General features: G+C 49.4%; 13 protein-coding genes. 7 read left to right on the forward strand and 6 right to left on the reverse strand.

What is annotated here, in order from left to right; all coding sequences use genetic code 11:
* Positions 1-6: 6 nt before the first annotated feature.
* The 4 genes from thiL to ACSAZK_RS10335 all read right to left on the reverse strand — a co-directional run bounded on the left by thiL (position 7) and on the right by ACSAZK_RS10335 (position 5,273).
* Entirely contained in the window at positions 7-1,089 is a 1,083-nt protein-coding gene (gene thiL, locus ACSAZK_RS10320; protein WP_440954060.1) for a thiamine-phosphate kinase, read from the reverse strand.
* A 739-nt stretch (positions 1,090-1,828) separates the two neighbouring features.
* Positions 1,829-2,599 (reverse strand): anaerobic ribonucleoside-triphosphate reductase activating protein, encoded by a 771-nt coding sequence (locus tag ACSAZK_RS10325; RefSeq protein ID WP_440954061.1) that lies wholly within the window; start codon positions 2,597-2,599, stop codon positions 1,829-1,831.
* Between the two features lie 60 nt (positions 2,600-2,659).
* Positions 2,660-4,987, reverse strand: coding sequence for an anaerobic ribonucleoside-triphosphate reductase (nrdD, locus tag ACSAZK_RS10330; RefSeq protein WP_440956997.1), 2,328 nt, complete (start codon positions 4,985-4,987; stop codon positions 2,660-2,662).
* 34 nt (positions 4,988-5,021) lie between these two features.
* Positions 5,022-5,273 (reverse strand): glutaredoxin family protein, encoded by a 252-nt coding sequence (locus tag ACSAZK_RS10335; protein WP_048182139.1) that lies wholly within the window; start codon positions 5,271-5,273, stop codon positions 5,022-5,024.
* A 611-nt stretch (positions 5,274-5,884) separates the two neighbouring features.
* Between ACSAZK_RS10335 and radB the strand changes: the two genes are divergently transcribed.
* The gene (gene radB / locus ACSAZK_RS10340; RefSeq protein WP_440954062.1) at positions 5,885-6,598 is read left to right on the forward strand and encodes a DNA repair and recombination protein RadB; all 714 of its coding nucleotides are present in this window, start codon (positions 5,885-5,887) and stop codon (positions 6,596-6,598) included.
* Positions 6,599-6,819: 221 nt separating this feature from the next.
* Here the strand turns inward: radB and ACSAZK_RS10345 are convergent, their stop codons facing one another.
* Complete coding sequence (locus ACSAZK_RS10345; RefSeq protein WP_440954063.1) at positions 6,820-7,923, reverse strand: inositol-3-phosphate synthase; 1,104 nt, start codon at positions 7,921-7,923, stop codon at positions 6,820-6,822.
* 558 nt (positions 7,924-8,481) lie between these two features.
* Here ACSAZK_RS10345 and ACSAZK_RS10350 point away from each other — a divergent pair.
* From ACSAZK_RS10350 to ACSAZK_RS10375, 6 genes are all read left to right on the forward strand, one after another.
* Positions 8,482-9,501 carry an S-methyl-5-thioribose-1-phosphate isomerase gene (locus tag ACSAZK_RS10350; protein WP_440954064.1) on the forward strand — a complete coding sequence of 340 codons (1,020 nt, stop codon included), beginning with the start codon at positions 8,482-8,484 and terminating at the stop codon, positions 9,499-9,501.
* Positions 9,502-9,768: 267 nt separating this feature from the next.
* Positions 9,769-9,936 carry a preprotein translocase subunit Sec61beta gene (locus ACSAZK_RS10355; RefSeq protein WP_048182130.1) on the forward strand — a complete coding sequence of 56 codons (168 nt, stop codon included), beginning with the start codon at positions 9,769-9,771 and terminating at the stop codon, positions 9,934-9,936.
* Positions 9,937-9,961: 25 nt separating this feature from the next.
* Entirely contained in the window at positions 9,962-10,966 is a 1,005-nt protein-coding gene (locus ACSAZK_RS10360) for an alpha/beta hydrolase family protein (RefSeq protein WP_440954065.1), read from the forward strand.
* Positions 10,967-11,084: 118 nt separating this feature from the next.
* Entirely contained in the window at positions 11,085-13,208 is a 2,124-nt protein-coding gene (locus ACSAZK_RS10365) for a MutS-related protein (RefSeq protein ID WP_440954066.1), read from the forward strand.
* 543 nt (positions 13,209-13,751) lie between these two features.
* Complete coding sequence (gene ppk1 / locus ACSAZK_RS10370; protein ID WP_440956998.1) at positions 13,752-15,944, forward strand: polyphosphate kinase 1; 2,193 nt, start codon at positions 13,752-13,754, stop codon at positions 15,942-15,944.
* A gap of 264 nt (positions 15,945-16,208) precedes the next feature.
* Positions 16,209-17,831 (forward strand): Ppx/GppA phosphatase family protein, encoded by a 1,623-nt coding sequence (locus tag ACSAZK_RS10375; protein ID WP_440954067.1) that lies wholly within the window; start codon positions 16,209-16,211, stop codon positions 17,829-17,831.
* Between the two features lie 133 nt (positions 17,832-17,964).
* Here ACSAZK_RS10375 and ACSAZK_RS10380 read toward each other — a convergent pair whose 3' ends face one another.
* The gene (locus ACSAZK_RS10380) at positions 17,965-20,601 is read right to left on the reverse strand and encodes a CYTH and CHAD domain-containing protein (protein WP_440954068.1); all 2,637 of its coding nucleotides are present in this window, start codon (positions 20,599-20,601) and stop codon (positions 17,965-17,967) included.
* Positions 20,602-20,906 lie beyond the last annotated feature (305 nt).

Raw genomic sequence — 20,906 nt, forward strand, 5'->3', positions numbered from 1 at the left:
GGCTGGTCAATTGTTTTCGGCTTTTAATTGCTGGTATCCGCGGCGTTTCACGGGGATGATGCTGCCGTCGGGGCGTTCAAGCCAAATTCCCTTTTCGTATTCAGTGCATTCTCCTATGATGCTTAACTTACATATATTTTGTACTTTTTTAAGCCGTTCGGGATTGATTGTGAAAAGGAGTTCGAAATCCCCGCCTGTGTAAAGGGCAAGTTCCAGCAGTTTTTCAGGGTCGTTTTCGGGAGTTGAGGCAAAGTCCCGGACTTCCGGGAGGATTGGGAGGGAGTTTTCCCGGATTTTGAATCCTATCTGTCCTGCCTGTGCAAGGTCATGGAGGGACATGGCAAGGCCGTCGCTGGTGTCCATCATGGAGGTGACGGAACCTGAGGCTGCCAGTTTCTGCGCCTCTTTCGTGCGGGGCACGGGTTCAAGCAGGCTTTTGATCAGGGTTTCGCTTGCCTTCTTTTCATTTCCCTGTTCATTTTTCTGTTCACCTGTCGGGCTATTATTTTGTTCACCAGCCTTTTCAAGCCCCCTCGGTTTCAACTGGAGAACCTCAAGGGCTGCCCCGGCAGATCCGGCATAGCCGGTTACGCAGACAAGGTCTCCGGGCTTTGCCCCGCTTCTTCGGAGCAGCTGGTTTTTCTTCATCCGGCCAAGTGCAGTTCCCGTGATGGTAAGTTCTTCGTGGGTATCGATATCGCCTCCTATCACGGCAGTTTCGCAAAATTCGGCGCAGGCCCGAATGCCTTTCGCAAGCTCTTCAACAAAGCTTATTTCGGTCTCAGCCGGCATGCCGATTGCTGTCAGGATCCCCAGGGGTTTTGCGCCCATGGCTGCAATGTCGCTGAAGTTTACGGCTGCGGACATCCAGCCCATCTGCCAGGGGCTCATCCCTTCAGGAAAATCCGTTGTCCTGTGGAGCATATCGGTACTGATGACCAGGCAGTCCTCCCCGCCGAGGTCAAGGACGGCGCAGTCATCGCTCCCGGCCCCTTCCAGGACCTCTTTTCCTGCAGGAGATTTGAATATTTCAGTCAGACGGGTAATCAGGGCACGTTCCCCGATAGAAGAGACTTTTTTCGCGTTCATGATAACAGGGTCGTAAAGGGTTTTTAGTTTTGTAAAGTAAATGTGGGGGGATAGGATAAGCATAGGGGTTGATATAGCCCGGACTAAAAGCTAAAATGGACTGAGTTTCTATTGCTTATGTAATTTTTGTAACTGCAAGGGTTACACGAAAAATTTTATGGGATTTCCGGTTATCACTGTTACAGTACCGTTTATCGGCTACAGGTATAAGACTTTTGTAAACTTCAAATTGGTTTGAACCTTAAACCCTAATTCTTTAAAAATAGATGAGGAAAACTTCGAGTTTGGGCTAAAAAACTTTAGAATCTTATTAAACTGGGTAAAATCTTTTTATAGTCCCGGATGTAAATATTTACACTTATATTATAACCACGGAATACACGGAAAGCACGGAAGGATTGTGCCCCGGTTTCCTTTATTCCGTGTTTTCCGTGCTTTCGGTGGTTTAAACCTTCACTTGAGATTGGTGAAAGAATTTGGGTATTTGACTATAATTTGGTAGAATCTTATTAAACTGGGTAATATCTTATTAATTTACATTTTGGAAAGGCCGCCCACCTCGCTCCGCTCTGCGGTCGGTGAATGTCCCGGGACTCGATATCTAAAGCAAAAAAGGTCTTCCGGAAATTGAAATCCTTACACAAAGGGATTTGGGATTTGAAATCCTTAATCAAAGGGATTTGGGATTTGAAATCCTCAAGAAGGAGGATCAAACTTCCTCTCCTTAAATTTCTTCTCCTTAAACTTCCTCTTCCCCTTCTTCCGTTGTCCGGATTCTTACATTTTCCAGGAATTGCTTCGCTACTTTCCCGAGTTCAAGCATTTCTTCCCTGTCCAGGAACTGGATTTCCCGGAGGCTTTCCCGCATGCTGTGTTCACAAACGCCCTGCTGGAGCACGTAGCTGACTTCCCGGTTTTTAACATTTTCCGAAATCCAGGCAGCTATTTGGGCTACTTCTTCTTTGCTTCCGATGAAGTCCCGGATAAGGGTTGTCCGGAGTTCCAGTTCGGAGCTGCCGGAAGCTGCGAGCTCGATTGTTTTTGCAACTGCGGCTGCAATTTCTGCCGGGTTTTTCCTGACAGCTTCGTATTCTCCCCAGCCCACGACTTTTCCATAAAGTCCGGGATCATTCGGGGGGGCTTTCACATCAATGAAGAACTTGTCTACCAGTCCTTTTTCGAGCAGCTCGGCAGCCCTTTCCGGATAATAACCGTTAGTGTGGATGCCCACAAAAAGCCCGAGTTCCTTTGCAAACCCTGCCAGGGGTACGATTGCCGCCTGCATCAGGGGCTCTCCTCCCGAAAACACGGCTGCGCTCACGAAGGGTCCGGACTTTTTGATCTGCTCCTGCACGAAACCGAGTTCTTTCAGGTCTGGCTCTTCAAGGTAGGAGTGGTTCTGGCAGTAGGGGCAGCGAAGGGGGCAGCCCCGGAAAAAGACGGTGACTGCTGCTTTTCCCGTCCAGTCCATGGTGGAGAGGGAAAGCGTGTCTGCGTAGTTTACTTTCATAGCAACTATTCTTCCTTGCCGTTTTTTTCTGGTACTAAAAAAGAAGGGGTTAAAAAAACCTCACTGGAGGTTCCTTGTCCCATAGCGTTTCCTGTCCAGGAGTTCCTGCTGTTTTCCCTTGTTCCAGCCGTCTACGGGCTGGAGGTACCCTGTGATCCTCGAGAGGTGTTCCACATTCTCCGAGCCGCACTTCGGGCATTTGTCCAGGAGGCCTGAGGCTACATAGCCACCGTCCGTGCAGACCGTCATGTCCCGCGTGAAGGCAAAGTAACCTGTCTGTGTGTTCTTTGCGATGTGCATTGCAAGTTCCTGCAGGCCGTCAGGGTCAGGGTTGCCTTCCCCGAGCCAGATGTGCATGATATTTCCGCCGTCCACGACCGGGAAGAAAGTGTGCTCGTAGTTGATCCTGTCCACCAGGGAAATGTCGGCTCCCGGCGGGATGTGGGTCCCGTTCGTATAGTAGATGGGCAGGTCATGGGTTTCGTGGATTTCATGCATTGCAGCGTCCAGGTTTCCCTTGATAGTGAGGTCGGCTTTGTCTGCGTACTCTTTGTGGAGCATGTCCGAAACCGCAAAGCGCTGGGCCGTGGTTTCCGCAGGGGTCCTTGCAAGGGCGATTTCCATGCCTGTTTCCTCTGAGAGTTTCTGGGCATACATTTTCATCTCAAACATCGCCCTGATCGCAAGCTTGTACGCGGCAGGAGATTCGTGCATCTGATACCCGGTGTGGTACTGGACCATCTCGTTGATCCCGACAACCCCGATTGTATAGACAAGGCTGTCGAAGTCCACTGCCATGGCGCCTTTTTCTCCCGTGTTCGGGTCTTTCGGGCGCTGGGAAGCAAAGGGTATCCTGTTCATTTTTATGAGGCTATTCATCCATCTCCGCTTGATCTTGAAAACTTCAATGGCTTTGTTCATCAGAAACTTCAGCTCATTGAAGAGCTTTTCATCGTCCTGCTCGGCTTTGTAAGCTGCTCTGGGACAGTTAAGGCTCATTACCATCCAGGAACCCATGGAAAAGTGCTTTCCGTCCTCGAAATAGAGCTTGTTATTGAATTCCTCATCATCGGTGGGGTTTGCGGAGAACTGATAGGCACAGCACTGGTAGCATGAAATGCCTTCCCCTGCTCCCCTGTATTCCGGAAGCTGGTTGTCAAAATACGGCGTTCCGAATTTGGCAGCCAGTTCGAAGGTCATCCTGTAAAGCTCTTTATATGTCGGAATTTCCGGGTGTTCCCTGTTGAATTCCTCATTTTCTTCCATGAAGTCCGGTTCGAGAGAGATCTCGGGCTTCGGGAAGCTGAAGGGTTTGCCCCAGGCATCCCCTTCGAGCATGACGTCCATGAGGGCTTTGAAGCCGAGGCGCACTTCCTTTTCGAACTCCCCGTAGGTCCGCAGAGGTGCCTGTTTACCGTTCCAGACCTTGCCCATAGCAACTACAGGTTTGTCTTTCCAGAGTTTTGGAATGCCGGGGGACAGCTGTACGGAGGAAAATACGGTCTGTCCTCCCCGGGCGCACATCATCTGCATCATCTCGTAGACGAACATCTGCATGAGCTGCTTGATTTCCTTGTAGGACTTGCCCTCAAGGTAGGGTGCCAGAAATGTCAGGAAGTTGTAAAAACCCTGCCCGCCTGCAAAGTTCGTCTGGGCCGAGCCCATGGCTTTCACTGCGTGGAGGAATGCGACTTCGGCATTCTTCGCGGGTTTTGCCACACTTGACTGGGTCCCTACCCCGTCGGGCATGAGCCCGTAGTAGAAGAAGTAGCGGAGGTCCCAGTCCTGGCAAAATGGCCTTGTCCCCATGTATTCAAGGTCGTGGATATGGAAGTCCCCGTTCAGGTGCAGGTCGGCAAGTTCCTTTGGCATGAGCAGGAGGTTCTGTTCTTTGGACATCTTGTCGGCTTTTTTCTTGTGGGAGGTCTCGGCATTGTTGAGCTGGTTGGCGTTGTCGTTTGCCTCAAAACCGTATCCCGTATCAATTTCATATGCATCGTAGACCGAGGCCCCGACCCTGGTCATGATATTCCTCCACTCCACATGTCCCCTCTCAAGGAGAATGGTGTTCACGATTTCCCGGATCAGGGGGCCTGAGAGGAACTTTGCGTTCATCCTGCGGATGATTCTTTCAGCCTCTTTTGCGATATCGACAGCTTCTTCTTTCGTGATCGCGGGCTTGTTGTAAAAGATCTCGCTGAGTTTTGTTTCTTTCAGGAGCTGGTTCACAATGATGTTCCGGTCCCAGTTAACTATAAATCCGTCTGTTGTCCTGACCTTCGGGAGGGAGGGAAGGGACAGCCCGTCAAGTGTTTTTTGTACTGGCTGGTTGTCGGAGAGCTGGCCATCGGAGAGCTGGCCATCGGATAAGAGAGTGTCGCCTGTCATTTTACTCATCTTCACTTGCTGTTTTCAGGGACCCTTAAAGGATGCCCTGGAATTTTTCCGGATTCACTTCATCACCGTTGAATATTTCTCCATGGGTTAAGAAGGTGTCATCGACCTGTAAAACAGGTGCTGTTACCGTAAATACCCCATTGAAGCGCAGTTCGGTGAGGGCTTCCGGGGTGGACATATCCGCGACTTCGAAGTCCACTGAATTTGTTTTCAAAAACTGTTTTAACTTGTTGCACTTCGGGCAGCGTTCTGTTGTATAGACTACTATTTTTGACATGCTTCCTGACCCTCTCTACATTTTATTTATGGTATTTATTTATTGTATTTCTCCATACATATTTCATTTATTTCTAGTGTGTGGGGGGTGAGCGTCCGGATGCAAAGTGCATCGCAGTAACAAAACAAAGCCCCACCCGAGTTGCCGTTCCTGAGCTGACTCTCAAGCTATATCTTGCAAATTTCCGTGTCCGCAATCTAGGGACATGGAGAGCAGTTTTAGGAAGGCGACCCCATTTGATCTCGTTTTTCTCATTTTCTGGAATGGATATTTTCAACTTTTCGTGTAGATATTCTAAATGTTCTGGAGCTTAATAACGCTTTTTCATTCCAGTTCTGTATACAACTAATATTAGTTTGTTACCATCTCTGGTCACAAATTAGGTGAACTACGTTTTTCAGTATTTTCCAATTTACTGGTTCTTCAGTTTATCAGTTCTTAACTTATCAGTTTTTCCACATTTATTATTACTTCAACATATTCGCTGTTTTGTTCAGGCTTTCCGGGTTTCGAGTTTCTGGACCCTTTTACTTATTCAACTTTTCGCCCCCTCTTCTCCGGGGGACATCACACTTAATAAAAAAACTAATTACAAAAAAATGTTATATCATTTGTCTGTTATACCCTCTGTCAAGTGTAAAAAGAGGTGTCATTCCATAGAAAAATTACTGCTTTCCGGCTGCAAACCCCTGGACGAACTACTTGGAGGAGGTTTTGAAAAAGGAATCTTAACCCAGATTTTCGGGGTTGCAGGAAGCGGAAAAACAAATGTCTGCATCCAGCTTGCCGTAGAATGTGTAAAACAGGGGCAAAAGGTCATTTTTATCGATACCGAAGGGCTTTCCCCTTCCCGTTTCAAGCAGATTGCCGGGGAAAACGCAAAGGAAATTGCAAAGAAAATAATAATCTACGAGCCCCTGAACTTTGAAGAACAATATGCGGCAGTAAGGGAGGTGGAAAAGATAGCCGGTGAGAACATAGGGCTCGTTGTCCTGGACTCTGCCACAGCTTACTACAGGTTCGAACTTGAGGATGACGAAAAGAGCCTGAAAAGCCGCCGGGAACTGGCAAGCCAGATCGGTTTCCTCCACGCCCTGGCCCGGAAATTCGGCTTTGCCGCAGTCATAACTAACCAGGTTTATTCCGACATCAGCGCCGGCGGAGTTCGTCCCCTGGGCGGCACTTCAATGGAACACATCTCAAAGACCATCCTCCAGCTCGAACGCACTGGCGAGGGGAAAAGGCGCGCCATTCTCTTTAAGCACCGCTCCCGCCCTGAGGGCTCAAGCTGCAAGTTCACGATTACGGCGGAAGGGCTCCGATGATAGATTCTCCGTTGTAGATTCTCGGTGATAGGTTCTTTTTGTGGAAACCAACGAAAAAGTAGTGATGAAGGAAAAAGTAGTGATGTAAGAAATCCGTAAATCTGTAAAAGCTTTAAAAAAGTATAAAGTTTCCCGGAAACTTCCGGGATTTCCGGCTTCAAAAGCTGTTTTTAAAAGTCTATTTCTGCTCAGAGTTTTTCTTCCTTTTCTTTGCCCTCTCCTTAGCGTTCCCTGCTTCCGGCTATGAATTCTTCGGTCCGGCTGTAGGCCTCGCCGTCCGGGTACTGGATTGCGGGGTGTTTCATGAAGTAGGAGGACGGAGAATAGAGCACGCCGCCGATTCCCCGGTCAAGGGCAAGCTTGCAGCAGCGGATGGCGTCGATGACCACACCTCCGGAGTTCGGGGAGTCTTCAACCGAGAGCCGGAGTTCCAGGTTCATGGGCACGTCCCCGAAGAGCTTTCCTTCCATCCTGAGGAAGCAGACTTTGTTGTCTTTCTGCCAGGGCACGTAGTCGCTGGGTCCGATGTGGATGTTTTCGTCTTCGAGTTTTTGGGAGAGCACGGACTGGACTGCCTCGGTTTTCGATTCCCTTTTGGAAGCCAGACGGTCCTGGTTGAGCATGTTAAGGAAGTCGGTATTTCCTCCCGTATTAAGCTGGTAGGTCCGGTCGAGTTTTACCCCGCGCTTTTCAAAAAGGTCTGCCAGGATCCTGTGGGTAATGGTTGCCCCAAGCTGGGCTTTGATATCGTCTCCGATGATGGGGAGCTTCTTTTCTTCAAAACGCTTTGCCCAGGCCTCGTTGCTTGCGATGAAGACCGGCATGTTGTTTATGAAGCCTATCCCTGCTTCCAGGGCGCATTCGGCATAGAAGCGGACGGCATCCTCGGACCCCACCGGAAGGTAGTTAAGGAGCATCTCGGCGCCCGAACTTTTCAGTTCCTCCACAATCTCTTCTTTTGTGGAGTCAGGCTCTTTTGCGGGCACAAAGGTGTACTTTTCATCATAGTTTTTCATATGGTCCGAGACTCCGTCAAGGAGTTTTCCCATCCTAACCTTCACACCCATGGCCGGGATCTCAGGACAAAAAACCGTCGTGCAGTTCGGAGGAGCGAAGATAGCTTCTGATACATCTTTTCCCACCTTCCGGGCGTCGATGTCAAAAGCGGCCACGACTTCAATGTCGCCGGGCCTGTACCCCCCCAGTTCCCGGTGCATCAACCCGATAGGTTCACGCATCTTATCGTTTTTGTAGTACTCAATACCCTGTATCAGGGAGCTTGCACAGTTTCCGATCCCTGTGATAGCTATTTTTATCTTCTTCATACAAGTTTACTCTCCGGTGAACACCCTGCTTATCTTAAATTTGTTTGAAGTTGAATTTGTTTGAAGTTGAATTAGTTGAATCGAATTAGTTGAATTGAATTTAGTTGAATTGAATTAGCTGAATTGAATTAGCTGAATTGAATTTATTTGAGTTGGATTGGTTGAATTTTAAGTCTTGTCTTATTTAGACCGTCACTCTATAAATTAATTCATACAAAATTTCCCTGAATATCCCCAAATAGATACTTATTTTATACATATTTAAAAATCGCTGTCCAATCACTATATATAAAAATTATATTATAAATCCTTCCAAAATCCTTTCACTATTTCGATAAATATCTTTAGTTTCCTGCCAGCTCCGGGAATTAAAATATTTCTTTATTTTGAAAAAAGGGAAAAGGTCTATTAGGAAAATTGAACCGAAAGTTGAATAGTTTTTTATCGGATGTGGGGTTTGAAAGGGAAGCCAGAGGTTTTTGGCTGGAGTCAGCTTTAAGGCAGAATCAAGCTTTACAGTGACATCAAAATTAATTTTTACACCGGACAGTGATTTGCATGAGGACGATTGACTGGAATGAGGAGTCCAATTCCGTTATGCTTGTGGACCAGACCCTGCTCCCTAAAGAGTACAGGGTAATCGAATGCAAAACCCTTAGTTCCCTCTGTGAGGCGATCAAGAGCCTCAGGGTCCGGGGGGCGCCTGCGCTTGGGGCTGCCGGGGGTTTCGGGATTGCTCTTGCAGCTTACCTGAGCAGCGCAAAGGATATGGACAGCATAATGCGGGACCTGAAGGTGGCGGGAAAGGCCATAGTATCAACCCGCCCAACAGCTGTGAACCTGGGCTGGGGCGTAAAAAGGGTCCTGAATGCTTTGTCTGACGCCTATGATGTCGCCGGGGTCCGGGACATTGCCCTTTACGAGGCCCGGGCTATTGCCGACGAAGACGTGTATATCAATAAGCTGATAGGAAAACACGGGGCTAAACTCCTGGAAGATGGGGACACTGTACTCACGCACTGCAACGCCGGCAAGATGGCCTGTGTGGACTGGGGCACAGCCCTTGGCGTGGTACGTTCCGCAGTTGAACAGGGTAAGGAAATCAAGGTCATTGCCTGCGAGACCAGACCCCTTAACCAGGGCAGCCGGATTACCACCTGGGAACTGATGCAGGACAAAATTCCTGTCACCCTGATCACGGACTCCATGGCCGGCTGGGCAATGCGCCAGGAACTTGTAAACAAAGTGATCGTAGGGGCTGACCGGATCACCCAGGACGCTGTCTTCAACAAGATCGGGACCTATACCCACTCAGTGCTTGCGCGGGAGCATGAAATCCCTTTTTACGTTGCAGCCCCGGTCTCCAGCTTTGATTTCAAGGGCTGGGAGGGCAGTGTGAAAATAGAGCAGCGGGACCCTGACGAACTTCGCTTCTTCGGCTCCGAACAGCTAGCCCCCGAAGATGTGGAAGTCTACAACCCTGCCTTTGACGCAACCCCTATGGAAAACGTGAATGCGGTCATCACGGAGAAAGGAGTGTTTTACCCGCCTTTCCTGCTGGACGAGGTGCTTGTCTGAGGGGTATTTCCCCTTTTCCGGGCTTTCACCTCCTGAATCCATTCTTTTGGATTTATTCTACCGGGTTCACCCCCTGAATCCACTCTGCTGGATTTATATATCATAACTGTAAATTACCTGATGATTATCAAAATTGGCAGAAATATCAATTGTTCGAGTTCAATTGTTTGATCTCAACTTTGATTTCAATTGTTTGTATCTACCTTATACGAACGTCTGATATTCATCAAAAATGACCTTCCATTGATCAATAAAGGTGTTTAACTCATGGCTAAAAAATCAGGCAGCGGCCTTCAGTCCTCCGCAGGGCTGATGCGCTACTACGAAGCGGACAAAAATGCAATTCAGGTCCAGCCCAAGACGGTGCTTATTGCCGGAGCCATTGTGGGACTGGCAGTATTATTCTTAAGTGCGGCTAACGGCTTCTGGCCGTAACCATATTTTTCCGGTCAGGGTTCCCTTGAGCAAGCAAATTTCCGGGAAAAACAAAAAAACGAATCACGTTTCTTCAGGGGCAAAAGCTCCGAAACCCGTAATTTTTCTATTCGGTTTTCTCTTCATACTTGTGGGTGTCTTCGGGGTCCTGTACAACCCTGCAAACTCCGAAGCCGCCGGGGCAGCCTGGACCGTTTCGGAAGAGGGACTCCTCTCTTTTCCCCAAAGAGGGGAAGCTGCGTTCACTGTTGAGGTGACCGAGGATCTTTACACCCCGGAATCCGCAGATTCCCTGAAACTGCTCACTTTTGAGAGCAGGGGCGAGAATGTCCGGGCTCTTTTGAGAATCCCTGCGGACTCTTCTCCAGCAGGTTCTTCTCTCTCAAACTCTTCAGGCGTCCCCGGAATAGTCCTGCTCCCCGGGGCTGGGATTAGCAAGGAAAAAGAACAGGGCCTTGCAGCGGAACTTTCGAAACTAGGGTATGCCACCCTTGCCCTGGACCAGCGCAATCTCGGAGCTATAAACCCGGAAGGAGACCTTGAACTTTTCAAAGCCGGGCTCGAGCCTCTCGAATACAAAATGGTTTACGATGCCCTGAAAGCCACGGATGTCCTTTCCGCCCAGCCGGAAATCGACCCTGAAAAGCTTGCCATCATCGGAGAAAGCAACGGTGGCAGGTTTGCAATCATTGCCTGTGCCCTTGAACCCTCTCTGCGGGGAGTGGTAGGAATCAGTACCGCGGGCTACGGCACCGGAGAAATCGATCCATCTCAGGTAAAAGACCCTTATGTCTACAGCTTTTACCGTTCCATTGACCCGGATACCTACCTTCCCGAAATTCCGCCGGCAAGGTTCGTGCTCCTGCACTCCTCTAATGATACCGTGATTCCCCATGAAATGGCGCTTGGCACATTTTCCCTTGCAGGGGAGCCAAAGGTAATGTATAATGTCAGCGAGGTCACACATGGGTATACGGCTTCCATGCACCCTTATCTCGAAGAGGAACTTACACTCATTTTTATTGATTAACCTATACCTTTGATTAACCTATACCTTTGATTAACCGATACCTCTGATTAACCGATACCTTTGATTAACCGGTACCTTTGATTAACTAACCTCATAAACCTTTCAAAGTGTTTTGAATATGGCGTCTGTTCAGCAGCTTTCAGGTGTAAAGGATCTTTCTGGAATAGGTGAGCGAGTTGCCGAAAGGCTGGTCGAACATTTCGGGACCGAAGAAGTGGCGCTCAGGGCAATTCTCGAAGGGGATGTTGCCGCGCTTTCCGAGGTTAACGGGGTGAGCCACAACTTTGCCCTTTCCCTTGCCAGGGATGCGAAAGCCAGGGCCGAAGGCTGCTCTATTTCCGATTTTTTGAAGACTAAAGAGGCAACAGACCTCTACTCCCGCCTGCTCGAACTGGTTAAAAGCTTTACACATACGCCCCATGCCCGGGACAAAATGAACCTCTTTTATCCTTACCCTGCTTCCCGTAGGGACCTTATCGAGAAGAGAAGGGTTTTCGTGGAGGAGTATCTCGAACTTGCTCGCTCCCTTTCCGGGGATTCGGAATTTCCGGGCCTGCTCTCAAGGGTCAGGAGGCTTAAGCCCGTGCCCGGAAACCTTCGGGCAAGAGACCGTATCATTCTCTCCGGAGACCCGGAAACTTTCGGGGTTGTAAAGGAGAGGTTCCAGGCCTTTCTCCCGGTCCAGGCCGTGGAGAACCTTTCCGAATTCGTGGACCTTGCCAGGGGCTATTCCCATACCATCGTTTTTGATAACACTTTCCTGGGCTTCGACATGCCCGAGGACCTTGAGCCCGAATTTTTCCCAGACCCGGAAAAGGTGGAATTCTGGCAGGTAGTACCGGAAATGGAACTTGCCTTTTTTGCCCGGAACCTGGACTGCATCCGGGCCTGTCTGCAGGTGGTATCCGTCCTTCGCAGCCGCAATTTCAGTTTCTTTGAGGAAATGTCGGAAGAAGGGCTTGAAACCCTCGAAACCGCTCTTTCGAAGCTGGGAGAGGACGGAAAGCCGAAAGAAGGGTTTGACCCGGAACTGGACCGTCTGGGAGCCGCCCTTGAAGGTCTGGACCGCGTCCTTGCAACTGCCCTACAGGAAGCAAACCTGCGGATGAACCGGGCGCTTGAAGAGAGTTCCCTTACCCTTAGCGGGCAGGACCTCCTCAAGCTCGTAAGCGGGGGCATGGAAATCAAAGACCTGCTGGCAAAGGAGCTCTACAAACTCTACAGGGAAGAGCTTGAAGCCGTAAAGGAAGAACTGGCAGGGAAGCTCGGGCTGCTTTCGCATGAAAAACTGCTTCTGGACTCTCTTTTTTCCGATGAGATTTCCTATCCCCTCCAGGCCGACCAGGCCCAGCTCCAGCTCTTCAGGCAAAAGCTTTCCAGGGAACTGGAAAAGGCAAGGCTTTCCCGGAAAAGGGAAATTGCAAAAGTCCTTTCCGCTTACAGGCCATTTGTCGGAAAGCTTGTCAGGGAAGTCCTGGAATTTGACCTGGGCTTTTCGGTGGGCTGCTTTGCAGAGTACTTTTCCCTGAAAATGCCGGAGCTGATCCCTGACGCGGGGCTCGGGCTTTCGGAAGGGGAAAACCTTTTTTTGAAAGCCAGGTACGGGGAAATTGACCCTGTCAGTTATTCTGTCGGAAAGGCGAGTTTTTTCCCTGAAGCGGGAGAAAACCGGGTTGTGCTCCTTAGCGGCGTGAATTCCGGGGGCAAGACCTCCCTGCTTGAACTTCTTGCCCAGTGCGTTATTCTGGGGCACATGGGTTTTCCTGCCCCTGCAAAAAAGCTTGAGCTCGGCCCCATCGAAGAACTCTACTATTTCGGGAAATCGAAAGGGACTCTGGACGCAGGGGCTTTCGAGACCACCCTTAAACAGTTCTCCGTGCTCTCCGAAAGTTCCGGGAAACTGGTACTTGCAGACGAACTTGAGTCCATCACCGAGCCAGGGGCTTCGGCCAGGATCATTGCGGGCATCCTCGAATACCTTGTCCGAAACGAGCAAAGCCTTGGGATATTTGTCTCTCATCTCTCGGAGCTGATCCTGGAAAATACGGAGGCTGAGGTCCGGGTGGACGGGATCGAAGCAAAGGGCCTGGACTCAAATCTGGAGCTGGTAGTGGACAGGACTCCGGTCTACAACCATGTGGCAAGGAGTACGCCCGAACTGATCGTGGAGCGCCTTTTCAGGAAAACCTCGGGAAAAGAACAGGAGTTTTATGCGCATTTGAAAGGAAAGTTCAGGGGGTAAAGCCGCTTCATTAAAAGTCTTCTCTGTTCATCTTTTTTTATTTTTCTCATATTTTAAGAGATAATGTTATAAATCTTTAGTTCTATATATCAGTACATACTTTCACGTTTCTCGGGAGATTCCGGGCATTCCTGAGGTTTTTGTTGAACCAAAAGCCTATATAGGGGTTGTTTTTAATCCATTTTCTATTACTACATGGAGATGTGGTTCCCTTTCAACAGGTAACCGGAAAGTGTTGTCCGGCCTGAGAACAAAGATTAATATATCCCGGAAGTTGTTTCCTGAGAGTGTGACGGTTTTCGGCTACTCATATCAAGCCGGAATTCGTCGTTCCGGCAACTAAAGCTTTGAACCTTATCCGGATTTATAGGGAACCCTCAATTGTGATGGTTTTTCAGGACCCGTGGGTTCGGCGTTGTTGCATCGGTATCACATCAAATAACAAAATAGCATAAATATTAAAAATTAATGAAATGAACAGTGATCTTACGTTGTTAAGGATAGCTCTAAAGAAAGAACAAAATCAACTCTTGCGTGGTAGTAATGGAGCGTAACTTCCCCATCCAGTGTGCAGACTTTGACAGGTTACTATCGGATAATGTTGAAGGATCTCGGATGGAAAGCTCCGGTATGCCTGACCTCAGTGACCCGCGCCTGTATTTGGACCGGGAGTACAGCTGGCTCCAGTTCAACAAAAGGGTGCTTGAGGAGGCTTTTGACGAGCGTAGCCCTTTGCTTGAAAGGGTCAAGTTTCTTTCCATTTTCGGAAGCAACCTGGACGAATTTTTCATGGTCCGGGTTTCAGGGATTCAGAAAAGGATCGTTGAAGAGTCAGCCCGGGAAGACCGGATAGATGAGCTTGCCCTGGAGCAACTCCGGGTTGTCAGGGAAGAGCTTCTCAGGCAGCTTGTCACTCGCGATAAGTGCTGGAACGGGGTCCTTCAGCCGGCCCTGAGAGAAAAGGATATCAATGTCCTCAACTATTTCGAACTTTCGAGTAAGGAGCGGGAAAAGCTAAGGGACTATTTTGAAAATAACATTTTCCCGGTACTGACCCCTCTTGGTTTTGATGCCGGACATCCTTTCCCGCATATTTCCAACTTAAGCCTCAACCTTGCCGTACTTATTGACGATCCCGATTACGGGGAGCGCTTTGCCAGGGTTAAGATCCCTCCCCTTTTCCCGAGGCTTATCCCGGTTCCTAAAGAAGGCGAAGAATGGCCTACCGGCCGGAAACTTGATGAGTTGAAAGAAGGGCGTTTTGTCTGGCTCGAACAGCTTATCGCCGCAAACCTGGATTTCCTCTTCCCGGGACAGCATATCCTGGGGGCGTATCCTTTCCGGATCACGCGGGACGCAGACCTTGGTTTTGATGAGGACGGGGATAAGGACCTCCTGACCGCAGTCCAGCAGCGGATCGGGAGAAACTATTTCGGGTCCGCTATCCGGCTTGAGACCGATTATACCATGCCGGAACGTGTTTCCGATATCCTGCTTGAGAACCTGGAGCTTACCCCTTCGCTGATGTTCAGGTTGGCTGCGCCCCTGGGCCTTTCAAGTCTCATGAAACTTACTAAACTGGACTGTCCCGAGCTGAAATATGAACCTTTTGAACCCAGGAAACATCCCCTGCTTGCTGATAAGGAAAACATTTTTTCGGCCCTGAGGAAGGAGGACGTCCTGCTTTACCACCCTTATGACAGTTTCGAATCGGTCATCGATTTCGTGGAACATGCCGCCGACGACCCGGATGTGCTGGCAATCAAGATGACGCTGTACCGGGTGGATGACAACTCCAGGATTATCCAGGCGCTTATGAAAGCCGCGGATAGGAACAAGCAGGTCGCAGTCCTGGTAGAGCTCAAAGCCCGTTTTGATGAGGAAAACAACGTCGGATGGGCAAAAGAACTCGAACGTAAGAACGTTCACGTAGCCTATGGTTTGCCGCGCCTGAAAATCCATTCCAAGATGTGCCTGGTGGTTCGCGCCGAAAAAGAGGGCATCCGCTACTATGCCCACCTGGGCACCGGGAACTACAACGCAGTTACTGCAAAACTCTACACCGACTTCGGTTACCTCACAAGCGACTCTTTCATAGGTAAGGACGTCTCGGACCTTTTCAATGCCCTGACCGGTTACTCGAGAAAAGATCACTATACCAAACTCCTGGTCGCCCCCCAAACCTTAAGGCACCAGATTCTGGAACGCATCCGTCGGGAGATCGACCTGCACGAAAAAGAAGGAAACGGGCATATAATCTTCAAGATGAATTCCCTGGTGGACTACCAGTGCATCCTTGAACTTTACAGGGCCTCTCGAGCAGGGGTAAAGGTGGACCTGCAGGTAAGAGGAATCTGCTGCCTCAGGCCCGGGATCTGCGGGCTCAGTGAAAATATCAGGGTTACTTCGATTGTCGGCAGGTTCCTGGAACATCCCAGAGTCTACTACTTCAGGAATGGTGGAGATGAAGAAATTTTCATGGGAAGCGCCGACCTCATGCCCCGAAACCTGGATAACAGGGTTGAAGTCGTCTTTCCCATAGCAAAGGAATACATACCCCTGATACGGGACGTTGTCCTGGGGACCCACCTGAAAGACAACATCAAGGCACGTCTCGTACTCCCTAACGGCAGGTCGGAAAGAGTCTACATGCAGCCTGAAGAAGAAGAACTCGATTCCCAGATCTGGATGCTCGAGCACAGGGGATGCTGGGACATCAAGCCCGAAAAGGGCTGAAAAGTTTGGCCCTTCTGGAGTTCGAACCTTCAGATCTTTTCCCTTCTTTTTGCCGTTCTCTTTTTTGCTTTCTCCAGATCCGTTTTTTAAATTTATTTCAGGCAGGCATGGTTTCAGGAGTTGCACTATCACCTTATAAAGAAAAAAATCCGGAAAATAAATATCAAATAGAGTATGTGATAAATGTAATGAAACTTAGTTTGGAGTACTTGGTTTCCCACGGGAAAAGGTAAAAGGGCAGTGAGTTCTGACAGGTGGTCATAAATGGAGTCCGAAAAACTTTCTGAAGGTCGGGTTGTCGCTTTCATAGACATTGGGACAAACTCGGTCCGGCTTCTCCTGGTCCGGATTAACCCGAACGGGTCCTATAAACCCCTGACCAAACAGAAAGAATCCGTGAGGCTTGGGGATAAGGAATTCATTGATAGGATCCTCCAGCCCGAAGCTATGCAGCGGGCGGTCATTGTCTGCAAGAAGTTCGTGGAACTTGCCCGGGCTTACGGGGCTGAAGAGGTCATAGCCGTGGCTACCTCGGCTACCCGGGATGCCAGTAACAAGGTCCAGTTCCTCGAAATGCTGAAAAGTGAGGCAAACCTGGAAGTCTGCCCGATTTCCGGTATTGAGGAAGCCCGCCTTATTTACCTGGGGGTTTCGAGCGGGCTTCGGCTTGGTGACTCCAGAGCTCTGTTAATTGATATCGGAGGTGGGAGCACTGAGGTCTCGGTCGGGGGCGATAAACAGTACTATTTCCTCCATTCCTTCAACCTGGGAGCTATCCGCCTGACAAACATGTTTCTTCCGGACGAGACAGGGCCGGTTTCAATGGCGCGCTACCGGCTGATCAAGGCCCATGTCCGGCGCAAGTCCATGCTCGTGATAAAAGAGCTTTCCAGGTACAGGATAAACTGTGCTATGGGAAGTTCGGGGACTATTGAAAACCTTGCCAGGATAGCCTTTGTCTACCTGCACAAAACGGGCCAGGAAAACTATGACCGCCTGGGGTATGAAGACCTGAAAACAATAGTCAGGGATCTGTGTGCCCTGCCTCTGGAAGAGCGCCGGAAGTTCCCGGGGATCAACTCCCAGAGAGCGGATATTATCATTGCCGGAGCTGCGATTATCGAGACCCTTATGGAAGAAATGGGGCTTTCTGAAATCCGGATCAGTAAGCGGGGACTCAGGGAAGGGCTTCTTGTTGATTACCTTTCAAAGAGCGAATTTTCCTACATGATCACCCAGATGTCGGTCCGGAAGCGGAGTATCATGCAACTGGGACTGGCCTGTCATTTCGATGAAGAGCATGCCCATACCGTGACCCGGCTGGCCCTGGAACTCTTTGACAGTGCCCAGGCCCTGGGGATCTACGAGTTTGAGAAAGGAGAGAGGGAACTGCTGGAGTACGGGGCAACCCTGCATGATATAGGGAAGTTTCTCTCCTACGATAAGCACCAGGCCCATGCCTACCACATAATCCGGGAGAGCAGTCTTCCCGGTTTCCAGCCCGAAGAAATCGAAATCATTGCCAATCTTGCCTATTTCCATAGGAAAGGTACTCCCAAGAAAAAACACCCGAACCTTGCAGGGCTAGAGAAAAGTTCCGTTAAAAGCGTGCGTATCCTGGCTGCCCTGCTTCGAATCGCTGAAGGCCTTGACCGCTCCCACACAGGGATCATTTCCCATGTCCGCTTTTATATCTCTTCAACTGACACCGTTGTGCTTGAGATGCATGCCCGGAAAGAATGCCAGCTCGAACTCTGGGAGCTTGAGAAGCACAAGAAGTTTTTCACAAAAATTTTTGGGTACAATTTACAGTACAAGATGATCATTGAACAGGGGGCTGTACCTTTTTCTACCCTCGAGGAAGAGCCCGAACTTGAAAGTACCTGATGTCAACTATCCCCCTACCCTCTTCGGCTGTTGAGGAAGGGGCTTTCCCTCCTGGCGCGATAAATTTTCAGGAAAACAAAAGCTGAAAGGCACCTGTAAAAATTTTAATCAGTGAAACTTCTGAAGGAGCATCTTACAGGTTTTCGATAGCTATTTCGATCTTTTCTTTGAACTCTTTGCTCCTGAACTTTGCCCAGGCTTCGGGGAACGTGTTGAGAAGGGTCCGGAGTTCTTCTTCTCTGGATGCCAGGTAGATTTCAATTCCTTCCATCCCTTCAAGATTTGCTTGTTTCCCTGATCTTTTCCAGGTTTCGCTTTCTGCAAGGCCCCAGGCCCCGGTCCTCATGTAAGAACTCAGGAGGTCGATTGCGACCACGGCGTCGTGCAGGTCTCCCAGGTGGTTCTGCAGGCCCTTTAACTCCTTGATCATTATTTTTGCATTGTCTCCCAAGACGTCTTCGAAGAACTCGAAGGTGTAGCGCAGCCCCTTGGCGGCTATCCTGAGCCTGTGCAGGCGCTCTACAGAGACGTAAGGCCCTTCCACCCATTCGGAATAGGCAGCTATGTCGGCGAAGCGGGCATAAATCACCGAGGGAAGCACGTCCTTTACCCTGTGGGGAAGAGCGTCATTTTTTTTGTTGCTGGTAGGAAGCTCCCCTGCCCCCGGGACTTCAAGGAATTCCGAGAACTCCTTCTTGAAACGGGCGTATTTTTCGCTGTCCAGGTACGCAAGCATGGTCTTCCGGGCTTTTTCCCTTTCTTCTTCGAGTACGGCAAAGAGGGGTTCAAGGTCATGTTCGTGGCCCTCGGGCAGGGTTTCCAGATACTCCTCTGCCTTTTCCCGGAAAACGTCCAGATCCCGGACATCTCCCATGGCTCCCAGGGTCCGTCTAAGCCCCTTCATGTGCGGGCCCAGCTGCCTTGAGTCAAGATAAGTTTTAAAGACCTTTGATGCCGCCCGCATGCGTCTGACCGCAACCCGCATGTCATGGAGTTCTTCGATATCCTCCCCTTTCCGGGTTCCTTTTTCGTGGGACCGCATCTGGTCAAACTGGTAGGAGAAAATCCTGTGGGCGACTTCTCCCATAGAATCTCCGGGCTTGACGGTGAACTTTTTGGAAGCTTTACCTTTTTTCTTCTCCTTAGATGCTTCCCTTTCCTTTTCGGCTTTTTCGCTTGTCTCTTCTACTTTTTCTCCAACTTTTTCCCCTATTTTTTCTCCGACTTTTCCTTTTGCTCCCTCTTTTTCTTCTTCAGTTCGGGGTTCATGCGATTCCTCCGTCGGGGTGAACCAGAGTTTTGTGCCGAAAAGGTATTCCCAGAGTTCGCTTCTCTTTGCTGCTTTCTTTCTGGCTTTTTCCGCATCACGCCCTATCAGTTCGATTTCCAGGGCGTCTTCGAGCTGCCTGATCCTGCCTGGCCGGACAGGGACAACCTGGGTTTCCAGAAGGTCTGCGATCCGGACGAAGGCTGCAAGTACCAGGGCTTTACTCTGGAGGTTCGGAGGAAGCCTGATATGTGATCCTTTAAGGGCCTGCCCGAGATTTTTTTCACTGACTCCGGGGTCCTGAAGTTCTGTGATCAGGGCGAGCATGCGTAAGCTGTGGAGTTTGAGGCCTTTCAGCGGGTGGCTCAGGAGAATTTCCTTTCCCATCCGGGCTTTTTCTTCCCTGGATGCGGAAATCCCAATGTCTTCCATGAGGGCTGCCAGAGCCAGCAGTTCCTTCTCTTCGGGTCCAAGCCCGTGGTAGGGGGAAAGCCCGTCAAAGAGGGTAAGGGCAGCATCTCTGACCCTTTTTGCCTTTGCCTCGTCCACACTGTAGCGTTCAAAGAGGGATTCAGGAGTCCATTCCTCAAAACCCATGGCTTCCCAGCCCCGGTCCAGTATCCCGCTTCCGGAGTTAAAGTGGAGTTCCCTGTCTGCGGCTTCGTCCGTTGCAAAGGGGAAGAAGGAAAGCCTCTCTTTTTCGAACTTCAAGTTCAGGGTTTCGATTTCAGGTTCGGAGATTTTAAACAGGAGGCTCAGTTCAGAACTCGATTTGCCCCTGTCAAGCTCCAGGAGAATTCCGGCCTGTTTCCCGTAGATATTCTTGTGTTCTCTGAGCTGCATGCAGACAGCCCTTTCCTGGTGGGTAAGCAGGGTCTTATCAGGAAGATTCTCCGCGAAGAGGATGGCTCTTTCAAATTTGGAAAAGGGGCTCCAGCTCAGGTCGTAATTTTCCATAAGGTATTTTGAGATTATGGCCAGGTCTTCGGATGTCCCGTCGCTTTTCAGTTCCACTTCAAGTTCGCTGTAAGTCTTTTCCCTGTTTTCGCTTTTCAGTTCCACACGGTCCAGGGCGAGTTCGGCTACGTGCCTTTCTCCAAGTTTCACCTGGCTGATAGCTCTTTTTTGTTTAAGTTTCAGGATTGGGCCCAGGTCAAAACCTGCGCTAAGTTCGAAAATCCTGTTCCTGATCCCGGCATCCGGGCATTCCAGAAGAGAAAGTCCCTCAGGCAGAAAACTGACATTTTCTTCTCTTTTGTGGGCTCCGCCTTCGAACCCCCCCAGACTTTTTATAGTTACCCAATGTCCCTCTTTTCCGACATCCTTCCGCATCCTCAGGTAGTAGCCTGATGCCATTACAGCCATGTCCTCCGTGTCCAGGAAGGTGTCCTCTACGGGCTGGACCACAGTTTCGGAAAGGGAATAGTCCCCCAACCTGGACAACTTTTCAAGGTCTCGGAACTCCGCTTCATCCTTTACAAGAAACTTCGATTCGATTTCCATGCTTTCCCCTTCTTATATATGACTGCATGCAATATAGTCATTCTCGTATTATAACTTGCTTTTTATATAAAGCGGGTTTTAAGTTTAATGCGGACGAAATTGTTGATGGGAGTAAAATTTTAAAATAAGTTGCGTCCTATAAGCTGTATCTTATATGATTTATTACAATAAACATCATTTAAAACCTAAGGGTGAGTATAATTTACAGTTACATAATTTACAGTTACATAATTTACAGTTACATAATTTACAGTTACATAATTTAGGGATGAAACTAATCTAAGGCTAAATAATTTAAGGATGAA

Source organism: Methanosarcina sediminis (assembly GCF_052056915.1).
Taxonomy (GTDB): domain Archaea; phylum Halobacteriota; class Methanosarcinia; order Methanosarcinales; family Methanosarcinaceae; genus MTP4.

Coding starts and splice junctions, on each gene's coding strand:
- ACSAZK_RS10350 (WP_440954064.1), top strand. CDS start 8,482: ATGAGGACGATTGACTGGAATGAGGAGTCCAATTCCGTTATGCTTGTG.
- ppk1 (WP_440956998.1), top strand. CDS start 13,752: ATGGAGCGTAACTTCCCCATCCAGTGTGCAGACTTTGACAGGTTACTA.
- ACSAZK_RS10365 (WP_440954066.1), top strand. CDS start 11,085: ATGGCGTCTGTTCAGCAGCTTTCAGGTGTAAAGGATCTTTCTGGAATA.
- ACSAZK_RS10345 (WP_440954063.1), bottom strand. CDS start 7,923: ATGAAGAAGATAAAAATAGCTATCACAGGGATCGGAAACTGTGCAAGC.
- ACSAZK_RS10375 (WP_440954067.1), top strand. CDS start 16,209: ATGGAGTCCGAAAAACTTTCTGAAGGTCGGGTTGTCGCTTTCATAGAC.
- ACSAZK_RS10380 (WP_440954068.1), bottom strand. CDS start 20,601: ATGGAAATCGAATCGAAGTTTCTTGTAAAGGATGAAGCGGAGTTCCGA.
- ACSAZK_RS10335 (WP_048182139.1), bottom strand. CDS start 5,273: ATGTCAAAAATAGTAGTCTATACAACAGAACGCTGCCCGAAGTGCAAC.
- thiL (WP_440954060.1), bottom strand. CDS start 1,089: ATGAACGCGAAAAAAGTCTCTTCTATCGGGGAACGTGCCCTGATTACC.
- nrdD (WP_440956997.1), bottom strand. CDS start 4,987: ATGACAGGCGACACTCTCTTATCCGATGGCCAGCTCTCCGATGGCCAG.
- ACSAZK_RS10325 (WP_440954061.1), bottom strand. CDS start 2,599: ATGAAAGTAAACTACGCAGACACGCTTTCCCTCTCCACCATGGACTGG.
- ACSAZK_RS10355 (WP_048182130.1), top strand. CDS start 9,769: ATGGCTAAAAAATCAGGCAGCGGCCTTCAGTCCTCCGCAGGGCTGATG.